We start from the raw sequence: 19224 nt of genomic DNA on the forward strand, positions 1-19224 counted from the left end.
TCATGGGTCTTCGTTCTTATCTCGATAAAATCGAGCACCACTTTGAAAAAGGTGGCAAGTATGAAAAATGGTTTGCTCTGTATGAAGCAGTAGACACCTTTTTGTACAAGCCGGCCGATGTAACCAAAACCACAGCTCACGTGCGTGACGGCATTGACCTTAAGCGCATGATGATTACCGTCTGGCTTTGTACTTTTCCGGCCATGCTGTTTGGTATGTGGAACGTCGGTTATCAGGCCAACCTGGTATTTGCGGCAAGCCCTGAGCTGCTGGATGTACAGGAAGGCTGGCGTTTTGCACTGACCGCTGCGTTGGTGGGTTTTGACCCGGGCAGTGTGTTTGCCAACGTCTTCCAGGGAGCTACCTGGTTTGTGCCCATCTACCTGACCGCTTTTGTGGTTGGTGGTTTCTGGGAAGTGCTGTTTGCCATGATTCGTGGCCACGAAGTAAACGAAGGTTTCTTTGTTACTTCCGTGCTGTTTGCCCTGATTCTGCCGCCAAGCATTCCGTTATGGCAGGTTGCACTGGGTATCAGCTTTGGTGTGGTAATTGCCAAAGAGGTATTTGGTGGTACAGGTAAAAACTTCCTTAACCCGGCTCTGGCTGGTCGTGCTTTCCTGTTCTTTGCTTATCCGGCAGATATTTCCGGTGATGCGGTCTGGACTGCAGTTGACGGTTTCTCCGGTGCCACCGCGCTTAGCGTGGTAGCAACCAGCGGTATGGCTGGTGTGGCCGAGCAGGGCGTAAGCTGGATGGATGCCTTTATTGGTACAACCACAGGTTCTATCGGTGAGACCAGTACGCTGGCCATCTTTATTGGTGGTGCAGTGCTGCTGCTGACCCGCATTGCGGCCTGGCGTATTGTTGCCGGTGTAATGCTGGGCATGATTGGCCTTAGCTTGCTGTTCAATGCAATCGGTTCTGAAACCAACCCGTTGTTTGCTATGCCTTGGCATTGGCATCTGGTGTTGGGTGGATTTGCCTTCGGCATGATCTTCATGGCAACTGACCCTGTATCAGCTTCTATGACGAATACCGGTAAGTGGATTTTTGGTGCTGTAATCGGCGTGATGGTGGTGTTGATTCGTGTAGTTAACCCAGCCTTCCCTGAGGGCATGATGTTAGCCATTCTGTTTGCTAACCTCTGCGCACCATTAATTGATCACTTTGTTGTTCAAGCTAACGTTAAGCGGAGGCAAGCACGTAATGTCTAGTAAGAAAGAAACTACAGCACGCACGCTGACAGTCGCTTTTCTGGTCTGCTTGGTGTGCTCGATTTTTGTCGCCGGAGCTGCAGTATCCCTGCGTCCTGCACAGTTAGAGAACAGCCTGTTGGACAAGCAGCGCAGTATCTTGGCGATTGCTGGATTGGGCGATGCAAGCCTTTCTGGTAGCCAAGTTAAAGCGATGTTTACGGATCGTATCCAGGCACGCTTGGTTGATTTGGAAACGGGTAAGTATTCAGATGCTTACGACCCGCAGACTTTTAACCACCTTGCGTCATCAAAGGAACCAGCTATCTCAATGGCAGTTAGCGACAAAGAGGATATTGCTTCTATTAAACGTCGTGAGCGCTACAGCACGGTATATGTGGTTGAGCAAAACGGTCAGCTAGATACCGTAATTATCCCTGTTCGTGGTTACGGTTTATGGTCAACTTTGCATGGCTTTATTGCTTTAAAAGGTGATCTCAACACTGTGGCTGGCTTTGGTTTTTACGAGCACGCTGAAACACCCGGTTTGGGTGGAGAGGTTGATAACCCTAAGTGGCGCGGTATCTGGCCTGGCAAAAAGTTATACGACGACGAGGGTAAGCTGGCTTTGCATGTGATTAAAGGCAGCGTAAACCCAAGTAGTGCAAGCGCTAAAAATCAGGTGGATGGCCTAGCTGGTGCAACCTTGACCAGTAACGGTGTTAATCACTTGTTGGATTATTGGCTGGGTGAGAACGGTTTTGGTTTGTTTTTATCTCACCTACGTAATGGGGAGGCGTAACAGATGTCGCAACCAACCATTAAGAGTGTGTTGTTAGATCCGATTTTTAATAACAACCCAATCGGCCTGCAGATCTTAGGTATTTGTTCTGCGTTGGCTGTAACGACAAACTTGAAAACTGCCGTGGTCATGTCTATTGCATTGACTTTGGTTACAGGATTTTCGGGTCTGTTTATTTCCATGATTCGAGCGCAAATCCCTAGCTCTATTCGTATGATTGTGCAGATGGTAATTATTGCATCGCTAGTGATTGTGGTAGATCAGGTGCTTAAAGCTTACGCCTATTCGCTGTCGAAACAGCTGTCGGTATTCGTTGGTTTGATTATTACCAACTGTATCGTGATGGGTCGTGCGGAAGCCTTTGCCATGTCTAACAAGCCTGTACTGTCTTTCTTTGATGGTATCGGTAACGGACTGGGCTATAGTGCTATGCTGATTGTGATCGGGGTTATTCGCGAGCTGTTTGGCGCGGGTAAGTTGATGGGTTATACCATTATTCCAGTAGTGAATGACGGCGGCTGGTACCAACCTAACGGCATGCTCTTACTCCCACCTTCAGCGTTTTTCTTGATCGGCTTAATTATCTGGGCACTGCGCAGCTGGAAAACAGAGCAGGTTGAAGCGCCTGATTTCCGCATTACCGAAAACGTTAAAGAGAAGGAGGCTTACTAATGGAACATTATATTAGCCTATTAGTTAAGGCTATTTTTGTTGAGAACATGGCCTTAGCTTTCTTCTTAGGCATGTGTACCTTCATTGCTATTTCTAAGAAGGTCGAAACAGCTATTGGTTTGGGTATTGCGGTAGTTGTGGTGCAAACCATTACTGTGCCGGCTAACAACCTGATATATACCTACTTGCTCAAAGAAGGTGCGCTGGCTTGGGCGGGCTTGCCAGAAGTTGATCTAAGCTTCTTGGGCTTGTTGAGCTATATCGGTGTAATTGCAGCTATTGTTCAAATCCTTGAAATGTTATTGGATAAGTACGTGCCTTCACTTTACAACGCGCTGGGTGTGTTCCTGCCCCTGATTACCGTGAACTGCGCAATCATGGGCGGCACCCTGTTCATGGTCGAGCGCGACTATAACCTGCCTGAAAGTGTGGTTTATGGTATCGGCTCTGGTATTTCATGGGCTTTAGCTATTGCCCTCTTAGCAGCCATTCGTGAAAAGCTGAAATACAGTGATGTGCCCGATGGACTGCAAGGGTTAGGTATTACCTTTATCACCATTGGTCTGATGTCGTTGGGCTTTATGTCTTTCTCCGGCGTACAACTCTAAGGAGCAGTGAACAATGAGTTTCGAAGTCTTTCTAGCCATCGGAATGTTCACCGCCATAGTGCTGGCACTGGTGGTAATTATTCTGATAGCACGCGCCAAGCTGGTTTCCACTGGCGATGTGAGTATTCTTATCAATGATGAGCGTACTGTAACCGTTCCAGCTGGCAGCAAGCTGCTGCAAACCCTGGCTGCGAACAATATCTTCCTTTCCTCTGCCTGTGGTGGTGGTGGTACCTGTGCCCAGTGCAAGTGCCAGGTGTTTGAGGGCGGCGGCGACATGCTGCCGGCTGAAGGCAGCCACTTCACCCGCCGTGAGGCCAACGAGGGCTGGCGTCTGTCTTGTCAGGTAAACGTCAAGCAGGACATGAAAATCCAGATCCCCGAAGAGGTGTTTGGCGTCAAGAAGTGGGAGTGCACCGTGGGTTCCAACCCCAACGTGGCCACTTTCATTAAAGAGCTGACCCTGATTCTGCCCGAAGGCGAGGATGTAAACTTCCGCGCAGGTGGTTATGTGCAGCTGGAGTGTCCGCCGCACCGGGTGGAATACAAGGATTTTGATATCGAAGAGAAATTCCACGAAGACTGGGACAAGTTCAACATCTGGCGCTATGTGTCTGATGTTAAAGAGCCGACCATTCGTGCCTACTCGATGGCCAACTACCCGGAAGAGAAGGGTATGGTCAAGTTCAATATCCGTATCGCCACACCACCGCCGGGTCGTGATGATTTGCCAGCGGGCATCATGTCTTCGTATGTGTTTAGCTTGAAACCGGGTGACAAGGTTACCGTATACGGTCCCTTTGGTGACTTCTTTGCCAAGGATACCGATGCCGAAATGGTGTTTATCGGTGGTGGTGCCGGTATGGCGCCAATGCGCTCGCATATCTTTGACCAGCTCAAGCGTCTGAAGTCCAAGCGCAAGATCAGCTTCTGGTACGGTGCCCGTTCACTGCGTGAAGCTTTCTATGTGGACGAGTATGACAAGCTGCAAGAAGAAAACGAAAACTTCAAATGGCATCTGGCCCTGTCCGATCCTCTGCCAGAGGACAACTGGACTGGCATGACCGGGTTTATCCATAACGTTCTGTACGAAAACTATCTCAAGGATCACCCTGCACCAGAGGACTGTGAGTACTACATGTGTGGGCCACCCATGATGAACGCCGCAGTCATCAAGATGCTCGAAGACCTTGGTGTAGAGCCTGAAAACATCTTGTTGGATGACTTTGGAGGTTAGCATGTTGCGCAACCTGTTATGGGGCGCGTCTTTAGCATCAATCTCTATTGCGCTTAGTGGGTGTCAACCTGCTGAGCGCGTTGAGGTGCTCACAGGCCCCACCATGGGCAGCACCTATACCATCAAGTATGTTTCAAACTCTGGAACGCCTGCTGCAGATGCAGCGGGTGTTGCCGTTCAAGCGATACTTGATGAGGTTGACCGTCAGATGTCGACCTATCGTCTAGATTCAGATCTATCCAAATTTAATCAATTGCCCGCTGGCAGCTGTGCAGTGATGCCAAGGCCCGTGCTGGAATTGATAAGCTATACAAATGAGCTGTCCGAATTAAGTGACGGCCAGTTTGATATCACCATTGAACCCTTATTAAATGCTTGGGGATTTGGCCCTAACAGCCGCGGTAAACGTATTCCTACTGAAGAAGAAATAAATGAAGCAAAGCACGGTATGGGTTATCAATATTTAAGTATTAAAGGGAATGAACTGTGTAAAGAGCGTGACTTAAAGCTCGATTTAAACAGTATCGCTGCTGGTTACACGGTTGATCGCATTGGTAAGCGCTTTGAAGAGTTAGGTATTTCTAGTTATTTAATTGAAGTGACCGGTGAGATAATTGCCAAAGGCAAAAAGCATGATGGCTCGCCTTGGCGTATCGCCATTGAGCAGCCAGTAGATAATGGCGAGCGCGTCGTTCAGCGGATTTTAGAGCTAGATGGTTGGGGGGTGAATACCTCAGGTGACTATCGCAATTATTTTGAAGAAGACGGAATACGGTTTTCTCACACGCTCAACCCCAAAACAGGTGTTCCTGTAGCCCATAACCTAGCGGCAGTAACCGTTATTGACCGTTCTGCTCTAGTGGCAGATGCTTTAGGTACTGTGTTGTTAGTGTTAGGTTTGGATGAGGGGATGGAGTTTTCCAAGCAGCACGATGTGGCTGCTTTATTTGTGGTGCGCGAAGGGGATACTTTTGTGACTTATACCAGTCCAAAGTTTACTGAGCGTTTCCCAGAAGGAGAGTAGTCATGAGCTTTTTAACGATGTTTTTTGTGGTTTTTGCAGTGATGCTGCTGGTTTTTATTGGGCTGGCTGCAGGTGTATTGGCTGGGCGTAAGCCGATTGCCGGCTCGTGCGGCGGTATTGCCAGTCTGGGTATTGAAAAAGAGTGTTCTATTTGTGGTGGTGTGCGCGAGAAATGTGAAGAAGCGAATAGCGATATCCAGGCCTCTCCTGCAGTTGACTTGGCATACGATGCTGCAAAAACAAAATAGTTGGTATATAAAAATATAAGTGCCGAGCAAAGTTTCGGTATTCAAGGAGTCTAAATGGCTGTATATAACTATGACATAGTAATTCTCGGTTCAGGTCCTGCGGGCGAAGGGGCAGCGATGAATGCGGCGAAAGCAGGGCGCAAAGTTGCAGTAGTAGAAAGCCGAGGAGTAGTAGGCGGTAATAGTACCCATTTAGGCACTATACCTTCCAAAGCGTTGCGTCATTCGGTGCGCCAAATTTTACGTTTTAACACCAACTCTATGTTCCGTCAGATCGGTGAGCCGCGTTGGTTTTCGTTTCCAGACGTATTAAAAAGTGCAGAGAGCGTCATTGAGCGTCAGGTAGCTTCGCGTACCAATTATTACGCGCGTAACCGTATAGATGTGTACTTTGGTACAGCCAGCTTTGCTGATGAGCATAGTGTTGATGTGGTTGGTCCGAGTCGTGTGGAAAAGTTGGTCGCCAATCAGGTGATCATTGCGACAGGTTCGCGTCCTTACCGTCCTGCGGGTATCGATTTTAACCACCCCCGCATTTATGACAGCGATACGATTTTAACTTTAGGTTACACGCCTCGTCGTTTGATTGTTTATGGTGCGGGTGTGATTGGTTGTGAGTACGCTTCTATATTCAGCGGCTTGGGCGTACTGGTGGATTTGATTGATACGCGCGACCAGCTACTTAACTTCTTGGATCGCGAAATTTCTGACGCGCTAAGCTATCACCTGCGTAACAACAACGTGCTTATTCGTCACAACGAAGAGTATGACCGTGTTGAAGGGGTTGAAAACGGCGTCATTTTGCACCTTAAGTCCGGTAAGAAAATCAAAGCCGATGGTTTCCTCTGGTGTAATGGTCGCACGGGTAACACTGATCAGCTTGGTCTTGAAAACGTCGGCCTAAGCGCCAATAGCCGTGGTCAAATCCCAGTGGATGAGTATTACCGCACTGAAGTGCCAAATATCTATGCCGCCGGAGACGTGATTGGTTGGCCAAGCCTTGCCAGTGCGGCCTATGACCAAGGGCGTTCTGCGGCAGGCAACATTATTGATGACGGTAGCTGGCATTTTGTTGATGATGTGCCGACCGGCATTTATACCATTCCTGAAATTAGCTCTATCGGTAAAACCGAGCAGGAGCTGACGCAGGATAAAGTACCTTATGAAGTGGGTAAGGCGTTCTTTAAGAGCATGGCGCGCGCACAGATTTCAGGTGAAACCACCGGTATGTTGAAGATACTCTTCCATCGTGAAACCTTTGAGTTGCTCGGTGTGCACTGTTTTGGTTATCAGGCTTCGGAAATTGTGCATATTGGTCAAGCCATTATGAATCAGCCCGGAGAAGCTAACTCTATTAAATACTTCATTAATACGACCTTTAATTTCCCGACTATGGCTGAAGCCTATCGTGTCGCCTCATACGATGGCCTAAACCGGCTTTTTTAACCAGCTCCGGTCAGTGGCCTGAGCTGGTCGGAGCTACTTTTGAGGCATTGTTTAGTAATTCCCAAGGGTGGCGCTGGCCAAACCGGGAAAGTCTGTAATCAGGCTGTCTACTTCGTACTGAGCGAGCCTAAGCATCAGCTTGGGCTCGTTTACCGTCCACACAGAAAGATGCAGACCAGCGGATTTGGCCTTTTGGGTTCTCTGTTCTGTACATAAAGTCCAATTCAGTGCCAGCAATGAGCATTGGTAGCGCATAGCAGTTTTAATGGGGTCTAGCCAGCCGTATTCAGCCACAAGCCCTCTGCTGATATGAGGAGCGTAATGTTGTGCGGCTTTTAATACCTGAGCGCTGCTGCTGGTGATAGTGACCCTATCTTGCAGTTCAAATTGCTCTACTAAGCGTGCAATAGCCTTGATTGCGATTACCGATTTTTTGCGAGACAGCGGTTTAACCTCAAGCTGCCAGTGGTCAAATGCACAGCATGCAAATAGCTGCGCCAGAGTTGGGATGGGGCAGGTTGTAGGCCAGTTTAATGCGGTATCACGAATACTGTAGTGTTGCAGTTCGGCGGCTGTTTTGTGTTTAACTTTGCCTCTACGCCCGGTTAGGCGTTTTAAGTTGTTATCATGGAAAACAATGAGCTGTTCGTCTAAAGATAACTGCAAATCAAGTTCGCAACGTGTAACTCCTGCCTCTAAGCAGTGGCGAAAACCGGCTAGGGTATTTTCCGGAGCTATTCCTTTAGCACCGCGATGTCCATATACCAGCATTATTAATGAGCTACTTTTGGTTTGTGGTGTTTCACACTGTTAATCACGGTCGTATATTCAAAATATACTGAAAAATCCTCATAGTCCCAACGGGTAATGGGCGGCTGACCAATGCTTGGGTGGCGTTTAACCGGCTGCCCGTGCACGGATAAAACCCGTTGTTGACTCTCACCAAAGATTGGCAGGTTGCTATCTACTTGAGAACCTTGCTGATTAATAGGGATTCTTAGGGTGTCTGCTTGGCTGTGTACGCTGTAGCTAGCGAGAGCCACAGTTAGAGCTAAGAATAAGGTGCGCATGTCAGCTATTCTCCTCTAGTAATGCTTGACGGCGTTCATGGGCTTGTTTTTGCAAAATGTGGCGTGCCAAAATTTGGCGCTGCGACTCGGTTAAATCAACAAAGGTGACGGCTGTTTTTAGACGGCCGTCTGGTTTTTTACGGGTGTCAACCACGGTGGCGGTTAGCTGCAGGGCTAAAGCTTGCGGCAGCAGCAGCATCTTTAAATACAGGGTTTGCCCCCGCTTAAAGCTTTGATGACTAAAAAAAGATAATCCCCCCTCTGATAGGGTGGTTTGCTGAGGCTTGGGGAAGTCTTTAAGTAGGTTCTGTGCTAGAGCTTGTGCCAGTAGATCAATACGTTTGTTGGTTATTTTTAAATAGTTAACCAGTGTACGCTGTTGTTCGCTGATGGCGCGCAACAAAGGCTGTGCTTCATGCTCAAGCAAATATAGTTCGTTGAGCAAATTAAACAGCGAAGACTCATTAACGAAATCTGAGTAGTCGGTATTTATTTGCAGTGCGATTTCGTCGTGAATACGATAGTATTCGCGACGCTCTGTTTTATCTTGCTTTGACATGTTTGATCCAAGTATCCAGCAATAAAATGGCAGCTAGAGTTTAGAGCCAAGTAGGCAAAACTGCTAACCGACCCTTATATTATGTGAATTAAATCCATTATGTTTCGACCCTTGTCACTATTCATAGGCATGCGCTATACGCGCGCCAAACGACGTAATCACTTTATCTCTTTTATATCACTGACTTCAATGATTGGTTTAGCACTGGGCGTACTGGTCATGATTCTGGTGCTGTCAGTTATGAACGGCTTTGACCGTGAGTTGCGCACGCGAATTTTGGGCATGGTGCCCCACGCGACCGTGAGCTCTTATACGCCTTTGGATGATTGGCGCGCCGTAGGCAAACAGGTTTCTCAACACAAAGACGTTCAGGCCATAGCTCCTTTTACCCAGTTGCAGGGCATGTTGACGCATACAGGTAATGTGCAACCAGTGCTGGTTACCGGCGTATTGCCAGAAGCTGAGAAAGACGTTTCGATTATTAGTCAGCATATGGTTGCTGGTCAGTTAGACAATTTACAGCCCGGCGAGTTTGGGATGGTGATCGGTGAAATAATTGCACGACGTTTTAACGTGAATGTCGGCGATAAAATCACGTTTATTTTGCCGGAGGCCTCAATCACTCCGGCGGGTGTGTTTCCTCGACTGAAACGTTTTACTGTACAGGGTGTTTTTAAGGTGGGCGCAGAGCTTGATGGCTCTATGGCGCTTATTCATATTGAAGACGCAGCGCGCTTGTCTCGCTGGCAGGTGCAGCAGGTGGAAGGTATTCGTTTAAAGCTGAATAATTTATTTGATGCACCGCGTGTGTCATGGGAAATAGCCAATACGATAGCGGATAAGGATTTACGTCCCCGCGACTGGACGCGCAGTCATGGCAATTTATTTCAAGCCATTCAAATGGAAAAAACCATGATTGGCTTATTGCTGCTACTGATTGTCGCGGTGGCGGCGTTTAATATTATTTCGACGCTGGTTATGGTGGTTACGGATAAAAAAGCGGATATCGCTATTCTGCGTACATTAGGTGCTTCACCTAGACAAATCATGGCGGTATTTATGGTGCAGGGAACCCTAATCGGTGTGGTGGGAACTCTGATTGGCGGTGTGCTGGGTGTTATTTCGGCGTTGAATGTCACCGCGTGGGTGGCTGCCTTGGAGTCCCTGTTGGGTCATCAGTTTTTAAGCTCAGATGTGTACTTTATTAGTTATTTGCCTTCCGAGTTACGTTGGGAGGACGTCACGCTGATTTGCTCAGCCGCACTTGGCATGAGCTTTTTAGCTACGCTTTACCCGGCGTGGCGCGCGTCACGTACGCAACCTGCGGAGGCTTTGCGTTATGAGTAAGTCAGTGGTTTTAGAGTGTCGGCAGCTGATAAAAACCTATCAAGAAGGGCCGGAAGCTGTGTCCGTATTGAAGCAGGTGGACTTAAAACTACATGCAGGTGAGCGTATTGCTATTGTGGGTAGTTCCGGTTCGGGTAAAACCACTTTGCTGAATATGCTGGCTGGTTTGGATATACCCACTTCTGGCAGCGTGTGGTTGGCAGGTGAAGAGCTGTCGGCTTTGTCAGAGCGCAAACGAGGCTTGCTCAGAAATAGAGCATTAGGCTTTGTGTATCAGTTTCACCATTTGCTACCTGAATTTACCTCTTTAGAAAATGTCTGCATGCCGTTGTTGATAGGCACTACCCCGATAGTAGAAGCGCGTGAGCGTGCTATCAAGCTGCTGGAGCGTGTAGGCTTGCAACATCGTATCAATCACAAGCCTTCAGAGTTGTCTGGCGGGGAACGTCAGCGCGTGGCAATTGCGCGAGCTTTGGTCAACCGTCCTGAGCTGGTGTTGCTTGATGAGCCCACCGGAAACCTTGATCGCAGTACAGCACAAAAAATTCAAGCATTGATGCTTGAGCTATCCGAGTCTTTAGGCACAAGTTTTTTGGTGGTCACCCACGATCCCGATCTGGCGGCGCAAATGCAGGCGGTATGGCGTTTAGAAGATGGGGTGTTAGTGACTGATTGAGTTGTTTTGCTCAACATTCAATACGCAAATACGATCGGCGCTGGGATAATGCCAAGTGACATTGATGTCATAAAAGCACACACCATAATGACGTGTGGAGTCAGGTTGCTGGTAAGCAGGTTTAGGATCTTGCGCCAGACACTGCTCAATCAATTCGAGTAGTGGCTGCGCAAGCCGCTGAGCATGTTGTTGGGCTTGCGCCTTTGCCTGTGGCGTCCAGTCTATCTGTATCAACTGTGGTGGTTGTTCAGCGATGTGATTGTAGGCATTGGGCACGGTATCAACGAAGGGAATGTAAGGTTTGATATCCAATACAGGCGTGCCATCGAGCAGATCTAAGCCGGAAATGAGCAACTGACCCTCCGCTGTAATTGCATCAAGGCGAACCACCGATTGGCCGATACTGTTGGGCCTGTGGCTGGCACGGCTGGCAAACACGCCAATGCGCTGGTTACCACCTAAGCGGGGAGGGCGCACTTGCAGCCGATGCTGCTGATTGAGCGCCTGATGAAATACAAAAATTACCCAGATATGACTAACTTTCTCTAAGCCAGCCAATGCTTGCGCTTGGTTGTAAGGCGGGAGCAATATAATGCGCCCCTGTGCAGCAGGAGCTAAAGCAGGTTGACGTGGGATGGCAAACTTTTCCGCAAAACAAGATTGCACGTGACCAATAGGACTGAGCTGATACTGTTCCTGCATGGATGTTTTACCTATATCAAGAAGCCTCTGAATAACTACCTGCGTAGCTACCACTGCGTTAAAAACGTACTCAAAATGCTCATTTACTCGGTGTAAACTGCGCTTTTTCGCACGTTTTTGCCTTGTGTTAGCGTCCTCGGTAACGTTATTCAGAGGTTCCTCAAGTAACACTGGTAAGGCAGCTCGTCAGTTCGCGCTTGGTGGACTGACGAGCTGCGCTGCCAATCTGATTATCCTGCCACCAGCACACGCACAGCCTCGAGTCTAACAACGGCTTTGTCTAGCAGCGCTAAGCCTTCGTCTAGGTGCTTTCTTAGGGTGTTGATTTCATCATCACGCACGTTGGCGTTGACCTTCTGTAGAGCACTGAGACGGTTGATTTCATCAGTCAGTGCATTGCTAAATGCCGTGCGGGCCTGCTGGGTGCGCTCTTGATGCTGCACGAGCATTTGTTTTTCCGCAGTATCAAGTAGTGGCACAAGTTGTTCGCGTTGTGCGCGGGCAAACTTGGCAGCACTGGCGCGTGGCACTGATGCTAGCTGTTCATTAAGTGTACTAAAGCTGACTTTATCGGCCAGATCGCGTCCCTTTTCATCCAGCAGGCAGCGAGAAATGGTCGCTGGCATATAGCGAGACAGCTGTAGATGCTTGGGAGCTATAACTTCACTAACAAAGATCAACTCAACGAGTACTGTACCGGCTGGAATGGCTTTGTTTTTGAGTAGCGCAACGCCTGTGTTACCCATGGGGCCGGAAAGAACTAAATCCATACCGCCTTGCACCATGGGGTGCTCCCAAGTGATGAACTGCATGTCTTCACGAGCTAAGGCCAGTTCGCGGTCATAGGTAATGGTTACGGCTTCGTCATTGCCCAGCGGGAAGCTGGCATCGAGCATTTTTTCGCTAGGACGTAAAATAAAGGCGTTGTCTGAATGATCTTCACTATCGATACCAAACGCATTGAATAGCTGTTCCATATAGATGGGTAGATCGAAATTGCGTTCCTGTTGATGGATTGCCTCAATAAAGCGCTCACCATTACCTAGACCATTGGAGTTGATTTCTAATAAACGGTCACGGCCTTTTTGCATTTCATCGCTAAGCTCAAGTCGAGCTTGTTTGACCTCGTCGATGAGTTGCAGCCAAGCTTCTTCATCTTCAGTGGGGTTTTGCAGTAAGGGTAGGAGGACGTCTTGATAACGCTCTTCCAATGTCTGCGCGGTGGGACTGGTAGATAAAAACGCGTTATGTCCCAAATGGTACCAATCCAGCAGGCGTTGTTGGGCGCTGTGAGTAAAGTAGGGCACATGGATTTCAATGGGGTGTTTCTGGCCGATACGATCTAGGCGACCAATGCGCTGCTCGAGCAAGTCAGGGTGCTGCGGTAAATCAAACAGCACCAAATGGTGGCTGAACTGGAAGTTGCGGCCTTCACTGCCGATTTCTGAGCATAAAAGAATCTGGGCACCGTACTCTTCATCTGCAAACCACGCAGCAGCGCGATCGCGCTCAACAATGGTCATGCCTTCATGGAAAGTAGTGGCGGCGATACCTGTGCGAATGCGTAGAGCTTCTTCAAGATCCAGCGCTGTGTAAGAGCTGGCACAAATCAGCAGTACCTTTTCCTGCTTGAGGTTTTTTAGCAGAGCGATTAACCAGTCGATCCTAGGGTCAAATTGCCACCAGCGTTCTTTATCTCCTTGCGCTTGTTGTGACTGGAAAAACAGCTCAGGGTAAAGCTGGCCTTTAAGGGTGGTATTGTCCACTTTATAAACTTCAGGCAAAGACAGAGGACTGGGGTGCAGTATCCGTTCAGGGAAGTTGCGCAATGTGGCGCGCGTGTTGCGAAACAGTATGCGGCCAGTACCATGGCGGTCCAACAACGCACGAATTAAGCGTTGTACAGCATCGCTGACACCTTGGCTGGCGGCCTGCACCAATACGCGCTCGCTCTCACCTAAAAACTCTTCAATAACCCGCTGGTTGTTACTGGAGAGCTGTTGTTGTTCAAGCAACTCAGTGACGGCATCAGCGATGGTACGGTAGTGCTGGCTCTCTTGTTGCAAGGCGGTTGGATCATGGAAGCGCACTGGGTCGAGCAAACGCAAGCGCGCAAAATGGCTTTCTTGACCGAGTTGCTCAGGAGTGGCTGTGAGCAGTAAAACGCTGGCAATACGCTGAGCCAGCTGTTCAACAAGTTGATATGCAGGGCTGGCTTGCTCTGGATGCCAACGTAGGTGGTGCGCTTCATCTACTACCAGAATATCCCAGTGGGCAGCCAGTAAAGACTGTTGGGCACCGCGGTTTTCAACAATCCAGTCAAGTGACATCAACGCAATCTGTGCATCCTCGAAAGGGTTGTCCGCATCGCAAGCCAGTAGTCGCTCTTCGTCAAAAATACTGGCCGATAAGTTAAAGCGTCGTAGCAGTTCCACCAGCCATTGGTGCACTAGAGTTTCAGGAACGATAAGTAATACTCGACTGGCGCGGCCAGACAAAAGCTGACGGTGGATGATAAGTCCCGCTTCAATCGTTTTGCCTAGCCCCACTTCATCAGCCAATAAAACCCTAGGTGCTACACGGTCAGCAACCTCTTGGGCAATATGCAGTTGGTGCGCAATAGGCTGGGCGCGTACGCCTGCCAAACCCCAGAGCTCAGACTGTTGCTGTTGGCTGCGATGCAGCAAGCTTTGGTAGCGCAAGTTAAACCAAGGTAATGGATCAACCTGTCCAGCTAACAAGCGATCACTGGCAAGACGAAACTGGATAAAATTAGAGAGTTCGGTTTCCGGCAAGGAGCAGGCTTGGTTGTTTTGGTTGAAACCGTGATAGATGAGTAGGCCTTCATGCTCTTCTGTTTCGTGAACGATCATGTGCCAACCTTCAAAGTGGCTGATTTCATCGCCGGGCACAAAGCGCACGCGCGTTAAGGGTGCGTTACGTTGCGAGTATTGACGTGTTTCCCCGCTGGCAGGGTATAGAAGAGTCAGTAAACGTCCGTCACAGGTTAGTACAGTACCAAGGCCAAGTTCGGCCTCGCTGTCACTGATCCAACGTTGTCCGGGTTGATACTGCTGAAGCATGCTGTTCTCCGTGCGGAAATTAAAAAGAGGGTATGTTAACGGATACTAGCTTTCAGGGCACGATTGTTTAATAGTAGGGTCACACATAGAGTGTATTTGCTTAGTACTTGGTCCCTGTTTGGAGGTGTTAAATGCTTCCCCCGATACCGCAAGGCTTGGTGCCTGTTACGGCACAGCAAGATGCTGTTAAACAGCGTCCAGACGTGCCGCCTGTAGTTCCGCCGCAGAATAATTCTGAAGCAGGCGATGTTGCTATGCAAAATAATAGTGAAGAGGTGCGTGAGCGTCTACGCGAAGAACAAAGGCGGCGCCAAAAACAGCAGGCACAAGAGCGGTCTTCAGAGGAAGGCGAAGAAACAGACCCTGAGAGCAAAAAGACTAAAGGAATGTCGAGACGCGGATTATGGATTGATATTAAGGTGTAAACACTTTGGCTTGCGTGGGCTCTAACCTATTAATTTTGCAGCATTACTTGGTAACAGATGCTCTGTTGATCCTAGTCAATAAGCGCATGGCGCGCCTAACCTATCTTTTACCTGAAATTACTCGGGCGTAGGAGCGAATTATGTTTATGGATGTTGTTGTATTTGCGGGTGCTGGAACAGTTCTCTTAATGGTTGCTTTTTTAGTGGCATTCTGGATTTTTGTTAAAAAGGCTGGAGACGGACAAGAGTAAGTCTTTTTAAAGCAGGGCACGCAAGGCAATTTAGGCGACTTCGGTCGCCTTTTTTTGTTAAGCCAAAAATCTATTTATCAGCGCACGCAAAGCCGCCGGTTTAACCGGTTTAGATAAGAAGTCTAAGCCAGCTTCCTGTACACGCTTCATTAGTTCATCGCGGCCATCAGCGCTAATAACGATTCCGGGCAAGTCTGTATTATCAAGCTGCTGCTGTAGCCAATGCATTAAGTTAATACCCGTTTCACCATGGTCCAGGTGGTAATCAATTAATACAATGTCAGGCTGCAAACCGGCTTCGAGCAAGGTTTGGCATTCATCACGGTTGCGAGCTGTATATACACTGCAACCCCAACGCGTTAGTAAGCTGTGCATGCCGATAAGAATACTTTCTTCGTTATCAACACAAAGCACATTAAGATTTTGCATCGCTGTATTGCTGTTTGAGCTGGTCGTTGTTGTTACGTTACTAGGGAGCTTGCCGCGGAAAATAGGTACGCTAATGCTAAATACGCTGCCTTTGCCAACCCAGGATTGCACTTCTAGTTTATGGTTTAATACGCGACATAAACCATCTGCAATAGCCAACCCAAGCCCTAAGCCTTTTTCTTCCCGTGTCTGATGGCTGTCTAGGCGTTTAAACTCTTCAAATATAAACTGCAGTTTATCTTCTGGAATACCCTGCCCTTTGTCCCAAACCTCTATACGCAATATTTCGCCACGGCGGCGAACACCGAGCAAAACCTGCCCTTGAGCATAACGAAACGCATTGGTGAGAAAGTTTTGGACTATGCGTCTTAACAGCTTGGCGTCACTGTTAACCAAAAGCTTGCTGGTGCGTAAGCGGAAGTCTATGCCTTGCTGCTGAGCTAAAACATTAAACTCAGCGCCTAAGGCATCTAACCAAGGCTCTAAAGCAAAAGGTTGCACATGGGTTGTGATGCGGCCGCTCTCAATGCGTGAAATATCAAGCAGATCGCTAATAAGATCTTCGGCAGAGCCTAATGAGTTGTCTAGGTTTTGTACCAGCTCTATAACCTCCTTGGGTAGTGAGTCTTGGTGTGATAAAGCCGCAGAAAAGAGCCTTGCCGCATTTAAGGGCTGCATTAAATCATGGCTAACGGCGGCCAAAAATCGAGTCTTGGATTGGTTGGCATCTTCAGCTAAGCGTTTGGCTTCAATTAAGGCAAGGTTGAGCTCTGATAGCTCTTTGGTGCGCTCACTGACTCTTTGTTCAAGGCTTTCGTTGGCTATTTTTAAATCGCGTTCAGCTTCACGGAAAGCCGTAATATCAGTAAAACTCATAACGAAGCCGCCGCCGGGCATAGGGTTACCGATCAGCTCAATCACGCGACCATTAGGAAACATACGCTCAGAGGTGTGAGCAGTGCCTTGACGCATCCAGTACAGACGCTTACTAACATGAGTCTCTACATCGCCGGGACCACAAAGCCCTTTTTCGGCGTTATGGCGAATAATGTCTGCAATAGGACGGCCAACTGTGATGAGTTCTTCGGGATAATCAAACAGCTTTAAGTACCTTCTATTCCACGCAACGAGACGCAGTGAGCGATCGACCACGCTGATACCTTGGGTGATGTTCTCGATGGCGCCTTGCAAAAGTGTCCGGTTAAATTGCAAGGCTTCTGAGGCTTCGCCAACTATGCGGACTACATCCTCAACATGCATTTCACGCCCTTCAATAGCCGCTTTAACCACAACTCTGGTGGAGGAAGCACCTAAAACCCCAGCAAGCAGGCGTTCGGTGTGGGCAATCCACTCGCTGCTGGCGGTATCGTTAGGATTAAAACCCTTGCCTTGTTTGTAAGCGAAACGAATAAAGCTTTGTCTGGCGCGATCATTACCGACAAAGCGACCAGCCAATGTTAAAAGGTCATTTACTTGCACACTTAATGACGATTTGTTGCCGACATGCAAGCCAATAAACCGGTTGGCTTGCCAGTGCTCGGATACGCGTGTGCGAGAAAATAATGAAACCAAAGCGAAAACAATAAAGTTACTGCCCAATGAGAGCGTTACTGCCAGCGTATGCGGATCAATAAAGCTGGTAAGCGGGCCGTTATTAAGCCACTCAAGCCCTGGTAAGTGCGCTAAAGACCAGCCCATCCCTGATGCAATAAGCGGCAAGACCAGAGTGTAACCCCAAACAGCAACGCCTGTTATTAATCCGGAAAATACACCTTGGCGATTGGCTTGCTTCCATATCAGAGCGCCAATCATGGCCGGTGCTAGCTGTGTAATAGCTGCAAAAGCAGTTTGCCCAATGACGGCTAAACTGGCGCTCGGGCTCAACAGTCTGTAACACAGGTAAGCAAGCAGTAAAATGACAATGATGCTCAGCCTGCGCGCAGTGAGCATCCAATAACGAAAGGCTTCAAATGGGTGGTCAGTCGTACGGGTGCGTTGAAGTAATGGTAGAAGAATGTGGTTGGAGATCATTATAGAAATAGTAACGGTTGCAACAATCACCATGCCTGTAGCTGCAGAGGCACCACCTAAAAATGCCAAAATGGCTAACTTAGGACTCGCCTCAGCAAGCGGTAGATTAATCACAAAAGTGTCAGGTAATACAGTGCTGGGAAGCCTCATCTGTCCGGCTAAAGCCAGGGGGATAATAAATAGCGCCACAATCAGTAAATAAATGGGAAAAACCCAGCGGGCAATACGTAAATCAGAGGTGGCATTGTTTTCTACCGCTGTGACGTGAAACTGTCTTGGCAGCGTATAAATGGCCATCATGGCGACACAGGTTTGCACAATCATGTGCGGCCAGTTGGTTCTAGTGTCCCAGTAATCCTCAAGTGCGGGTGATTCTTGTGCACTACGCCATAAATCCGCAACGCCATCGTATAAGCCATAAATTACGAATAGGCCGATGACGATAAACGCCAGTAGCTTGACCAGCGACTCGAAAGCAATCGCAAACATCAGGCCGCGATGATGTTCGGTTACATCGAGTTTGCGAGTACCAAATAAAATAGTGAACAAAGCCAGTACGACAGTAACGATTAGAGCGGTATCTTGACTGAAAAGATTGTTTATATGATCGGTTTCACCAGTGAGAAGGTTAACGCCAAGAACGATACCTTTTAGCTGCAGTGCTAGGTACGGCAGAACGCCCGCGACACAGATAAGAGTAATAAACACAGCAAGCTTTTGTGATTTGCCGTAACGAGCTGCAATAAAGTCGGCAATAGAGGTGATGTTTTCTTGCTTACTGATAATCACCATTTTTTTGATGACCCAGGGCGCAAAGACCATCAGCAAGATAGGGCCAAGATAAATGGGTAAAAAAGACCAAATCTGATTAGCTGCTTGACCAACGGAGCCAAAAAAAGTCCAGCTACTGCAGTAAACAGCTAGTGAGAGACTATATATAGCAGCGCGCAGATTTGGATGCACCGGTTTGCTGCGACGATCACCATAAAATGCAATGGCGAATAAAATAGCCATATAGATGGCTGCAACAGTGGTCAAAAGACTGATGGGAATAGTCATAAAATTGCCTAGAAACGTTATGCATCAACAAGGTTGCGGGCAGTACTATTGAAAAAAGTAACAACAAAATAATTTAGCGCATTCTAGCAGAACAACGCGGAAGGGCTCTATGTAAGTAATAAGTGAAAACACCAGTTGACAGTTTTTCGCGGTCCTGTAGGATGGTCGTCTGGGTGCAAATAATTCATTTGGCTTACGAAAATAAGTGCAGAAAGATGTTGACAACCGGTCAGGCGGGTCTATAATACGCCACCTCAGATGCAGCGACGCACTTAGCGCAAAGCTAAAGCTTCTGAACAGTTCTTTAACATTTTAATCAAGCAATTCGTGTGGGTGCTTGTGGTATTGGATGATAGTCAACA

17 protein-coding genes are annotated in these 19224 nt (G+C 48.2%); 11 read left to right on the plus strand and 6 right to left on the minus strand.

Annotated features, from left to right (window positions below; genetic code table 11):
- Positions 1 to 2: 2 nt before the first annotated feature.
- From QEZ41_RS10125 to sthA, 8 genes are read left to right on the plus strand one after another with little or no spacing between them, the layout of a single operon-like run.
- Complete coding sequence (locus QEZ41_RS10125; RefSeq protein ID WP_289411386.1) at positions 3 to 1214, plus strand: NADH:ubiquinone reductase (Na(+)-transporting) subunit B; 1212 nt, start codon at positions 3 to 5, stop codon at positions 1212 to 1214.
- Positions 1207 to 1995, plus strand: coding sequence for a Na(+)-translocating NADH-quinone reductase subunit C (locus QEZ41_RS10130; protein ID WP_289411387.1), 789 nt, complete (start codon positions 1207 to 1209; stop codon positions 1993 to 1995). Before QEZ41_RS10125 ends, QEZ41_RS10130 begins: the two co-directional genes overlap by 8 nt.
- A gap of 3 nt (positions 1996 to 1998) precedes the next feature.
- Complete coding sequence (locus tag QEZ41_RS10135) at positions 1999 to 2667, plus strand: NADH:ubiquinone reductase (Na(+)-transporting) subunit D (RefSeq protein WP_289411389.1); 669 nt, start codon at positions 1999 to 2001, stop codon at positions 2665 to 2667.
- Positions 2667 to 3275 carry an NADH:ubiquinone reductase (Na(+)-transporting) subunit E gene (gene nqrE, locus QEZ41_RS10140; protein ID WP_289411390.1) on the plus strand — a complete coding sequence of 203 codons (609 nt, stop codon included), beginning with the start codon at positions 2667 to 2669 and terminating at the stop codon, positions 3273 to 3275. The genes QEZ41_RS10135 and nqrE overlap by 1 nt, the downstream gene beginning before the upstream one ends.
- A 13-nt stretch (positions 3276 to 3288) precedes the next feature.
- Entirely contained in the window at positions 3289 to 4512 is a 1224-nt protein-coding gene (gene nqrF / locus QEZ41_RS10145; RefSeq protein ID WP_289411391.1) for an NADH:ubiquinone reductase (Na(+)-transporting) subunit F, read from the plus strand.
- Between the two features lies 1 nt (position 4513).
- The gene (locus QEZ41_RS10150) at positions 4514 to 5536 is read left to right on the plus strand and encodes an FAD:protein FMN transferase (RefSeq protein WP_289411392.1); all 1023 of its coding nucleotides are present in this window, start codon (positions 4514 to 4516) and stop codon (positions 5534 to 5536) included.
- Between the two features lie 2 nt (positions 5537 to 5538).
- Positions 5539 to 5784: a (Na+)-NQR maturation NqrM gene (gene nqrM, locus QEZ41_RS10155; protein WP_289411393.1), complete on the plus strand. Its 246-nt coding sequence runs from the start codon at positions 5539 to 5541 to the stop codon at positions 5782 to 5784.
- Positions 5785 to 5838: 54 nt separating this feature from the next.
- A complete protein-coding gene (gene sthA / locus QEZ41_RS10160; RefSeq protein WP_289411394.1) occupies positions 5839 to 7230 on the plus strand; it encodes a Si-specific NAD(P)(+) transhydrogenase in 1392 nt (463 codons plus the stop codon).
- 51 nt (positions 7231 to 7281) lie between these two features.
- Here sthA and QEZ41_RS10165 read toward each other — a convergent pair whose 3' ends face one another.
- From QEZ41_RS10165 to QEZ41_RS10175, 3 genes are read right to left on the minus strand one after another with little or no spacing between them, the layout of a single operon-like run.
- A complete protein-coding gene (locus tag QEZ41_RS10165; RefSeq protein WP_289411408.1) occupies positions 7282 to 8004 on the minus strand; it encodes a glycerophosphodiester phosphodiesterase in 723 nt (240 codons plus the stop codon).
- On the minus strand, positions 8004 to 8300 hold the full coding sequence (locus QEZ41_RS10170; protein ID WP_289411396.1) for a phosphodiesterase: 297 nt from the start codon (positions 8298 to 8300) through the stop codon (positions 8004 to 8006). Before QEZ41_RS10170 ends, QEZ41_RS10165 begins: the two co-directional genes overlap by 1 nt.
- 1 nt (position 8301) lies before the next feature.
- Positions 8302 to 8859 (minus strand): PilZ domain-containing protein, encoded by a 558-nt coding sequence (locus tag QEZ41_RS10175; protein WP_289411397.1) that lies wholly within the window; start codon positions 8857 to 8859, stop codon positions 8302 to 8304.
- A 99-nt stretch (positions 8860 to 8958) separates the two neighbouring features.
- Between QEZ41_RS10175 and QEZ41_RS10180 the strand changes: the two genes are divergently transcribed.
- Entirely contained in the window at positions 8959 to 10206 is a 1248-nt protein-coding gene (locus QEZ41_RS10180; RefSeq protein WP_289411398.1) for a lipoprotein-releasing ABC transporter permease subunit, read from the plus strand.
- Positions 10199 to 10882 (plus strand): lipoprotein-releasing ABC transporter ATP-binding protein LolD, encoded by a 684-nt coding sequence (lolD, locus tag QEZ41_RS10185; protein WP_289411399.1) that lies wholly within the window; start codon positions 10199 to 10201, stop codon positions 10880 to 10882. The genes QEZ41_RS10180 and lolD overlap by 8 nt, the downstream gene beginning before the upstream one ends.
- Here the strand turns inward: lolD and tsaA are convergent.
- Positions 10868 to 11584 (minus strand): tRNA (N6-threonylcarbamoyladenosine(37)-N6)-methyltransferase TrmO, encoded by a 717-nt coding sequence (tsaA, locus tag QEZ41_RS10190; protein WP_289411401.1) that lies wholly within the window; start codon positions 11582 to 11584, stop codon positions 10868 to 10870. The two genes, lolD and tsaA, sit on opposite strands and share 15 nt — an antisense overlap.
- Positions 11585 to 11814: 230 nt before the next feature.
- On the minus strand, positions 11815 to 14667 hold the full coding sequence (gene rapA / locus QEZ41_RS10195; RefSeq protein WP_289411403.1) for an RNA polymerase-associated protein RapA: 2853 nt from the start codon (positions 14665 to 14667) through the stop codon (positions 11815 to 11817).
- Between the two features lie 131 nt (positions 14668 to 14798).
- On the opposite strand from rapA, the gene QEZ41_RS10200 reads away from it, so the two are divergent.
- Complete coding sequence (locus QEZ41_RS10200; RefSeq protein WP_289411404.1) at positions 14799 to 15092, plus strand: aspartate-semialdehyde dehydrogenase; 294 nt, start codon at positions 14799 to 14801, stop codon at positions 15090 to 15092.
- A 308-nt stretch (positions 15093 to 15400) separates the two neighbouring features.
- Here QEZ41_RS10200 and QEZ41_RS10205 read toward each other — a convergent pair whose 3' ends face one another.
- Positions 15401 to 18862, minus strand: a complete 3462-nt coding sequence (locus tag QEZ41_RS10205) for a PAS domain-containing hybrid sensor histidine kinase/response regulator (protein ID WP_289411405.1) — start codon at positions 18860 to 18862, stop codon at positions 15401 to 15403.
- Positions 18863 to 19224 lie beyond the last annotated feature (362 nt).

It is taken from the genome of Thiopseudomonas acetoxidans, assembly GCF_030362935.1.
In the GTDB taxonomy this organism is placed as follows: domain Bacteria; phylum Pseudomonadota; class Gammaproteobacteria; order Pseudomonadales; family Pseudomonadaceae; genus Thiopseudomonas; species Thiopseudomonas acetoxidans.

Coding starts and splice junctions, on each gene's coding strand:
- QEZ41_RS10125 (WP_289411386.1), top strand. CDS start 3: ATGGGTCTTCGTTCTTATCTCGATAAAATCGAGCACCACTTTGAAAAA.
- QEZ41_RS10130 (WP_289411387.1), top strand. CDS start 1,207: ATGTCTAGTAAGAAAGAAACTACAGCACGCACGCTGACAGTCGCTTTT.
- QEZ41_RS10135 (WP_289411389.1), top strand. CDS start 1,999: ATGTCGCAACCAACCATTAAGAGTGTGTTGTTAGATCCGATTTTTAAT.
- nqrE (WP_289411390.1), top strand. CDS start 2,667: ATGGAACATTATATTAGCCTATTAGTTAAGGCTATTTTTGTTGAGAAC.
- nqrF (WP_289411391.1), top strand. CDS start 3,289: ATGAGTTTCGAAGTCTTTCTAGCCATCGGAATGTTCACCGCCATAGTG.
- QEZ41_RS10150 (WP_289411392.1), top strand. CDS start 4,514: ATGTTGCGCAACCTGTTATGGGGCGCGTCTTTAGCATCAATCTCTATT.
- nqrM (WP_289411393.1), top strand. CDS start 5,539: ATGAGCTTTTTAACGATGTTTTTTGTGGTTTTTGCAGTGATGCTGCTG.
- sthA (WP_289411394.1), top strand. CDS start 5,839: ATGGCTGTATATAACTATGACATAGTAATTCTCGGTTCAGGTCCTGCG.
- QEZ41_RS10170 (WP_289411396.1), bottom strand. CDS start 8,300: ATGCGCACCTTATTCTTAGCTCTAACTGTGGCTCTCGCTAGCTACAGC.
- QEZ41_RS10175 (WP_289411397.1), bottom strand. CDS start 8,859: ATGTCAAAGCAAGATAAAACAGAGCGTCGCGAATACTATCGTATTCAC.
- QEZ41_RS10180 (WP_289411398.1), top strand. CDS start 8,959: ATGTTTCGACCCTTGTCACTATTCATAGGCATGCGCTATACGCGCGCC.
- lolD (WP_289411399.1), top strand. CDS start 10,199: ATGAGTAAGTCAGTGGTTTTAGAGTGTCGGCAGCTGATAAAAACCTAT.
- tsaA (WP_289411401.1), bottom strand. CDS start 11,584: ATGCAGGAACAGTATCAGCTCAGTCCTATTGGTCACGTGCAATCTTGT.
- rapA (WP_289411403.1), bottom strand. CDS start 14,667: ATGCTTCAGCAGTATCAACCCGGACAACGTTGGATCAGTGACAGCGAG.
- QEZ41_RS10200 (WP_289411404.1), top strand. CDS start 14,799: ATGCTTCCCCCGATACCGCAAGGCTTGGTGCCTGTTACGGCACAGCAA.
- QEZ41_RS10205 (WP_289411405.1), bottom strand. CDS start 18,862: ATGACTATTCCCATCAGTCTTTTGACCACTGTTGCAGCCATCTATATG.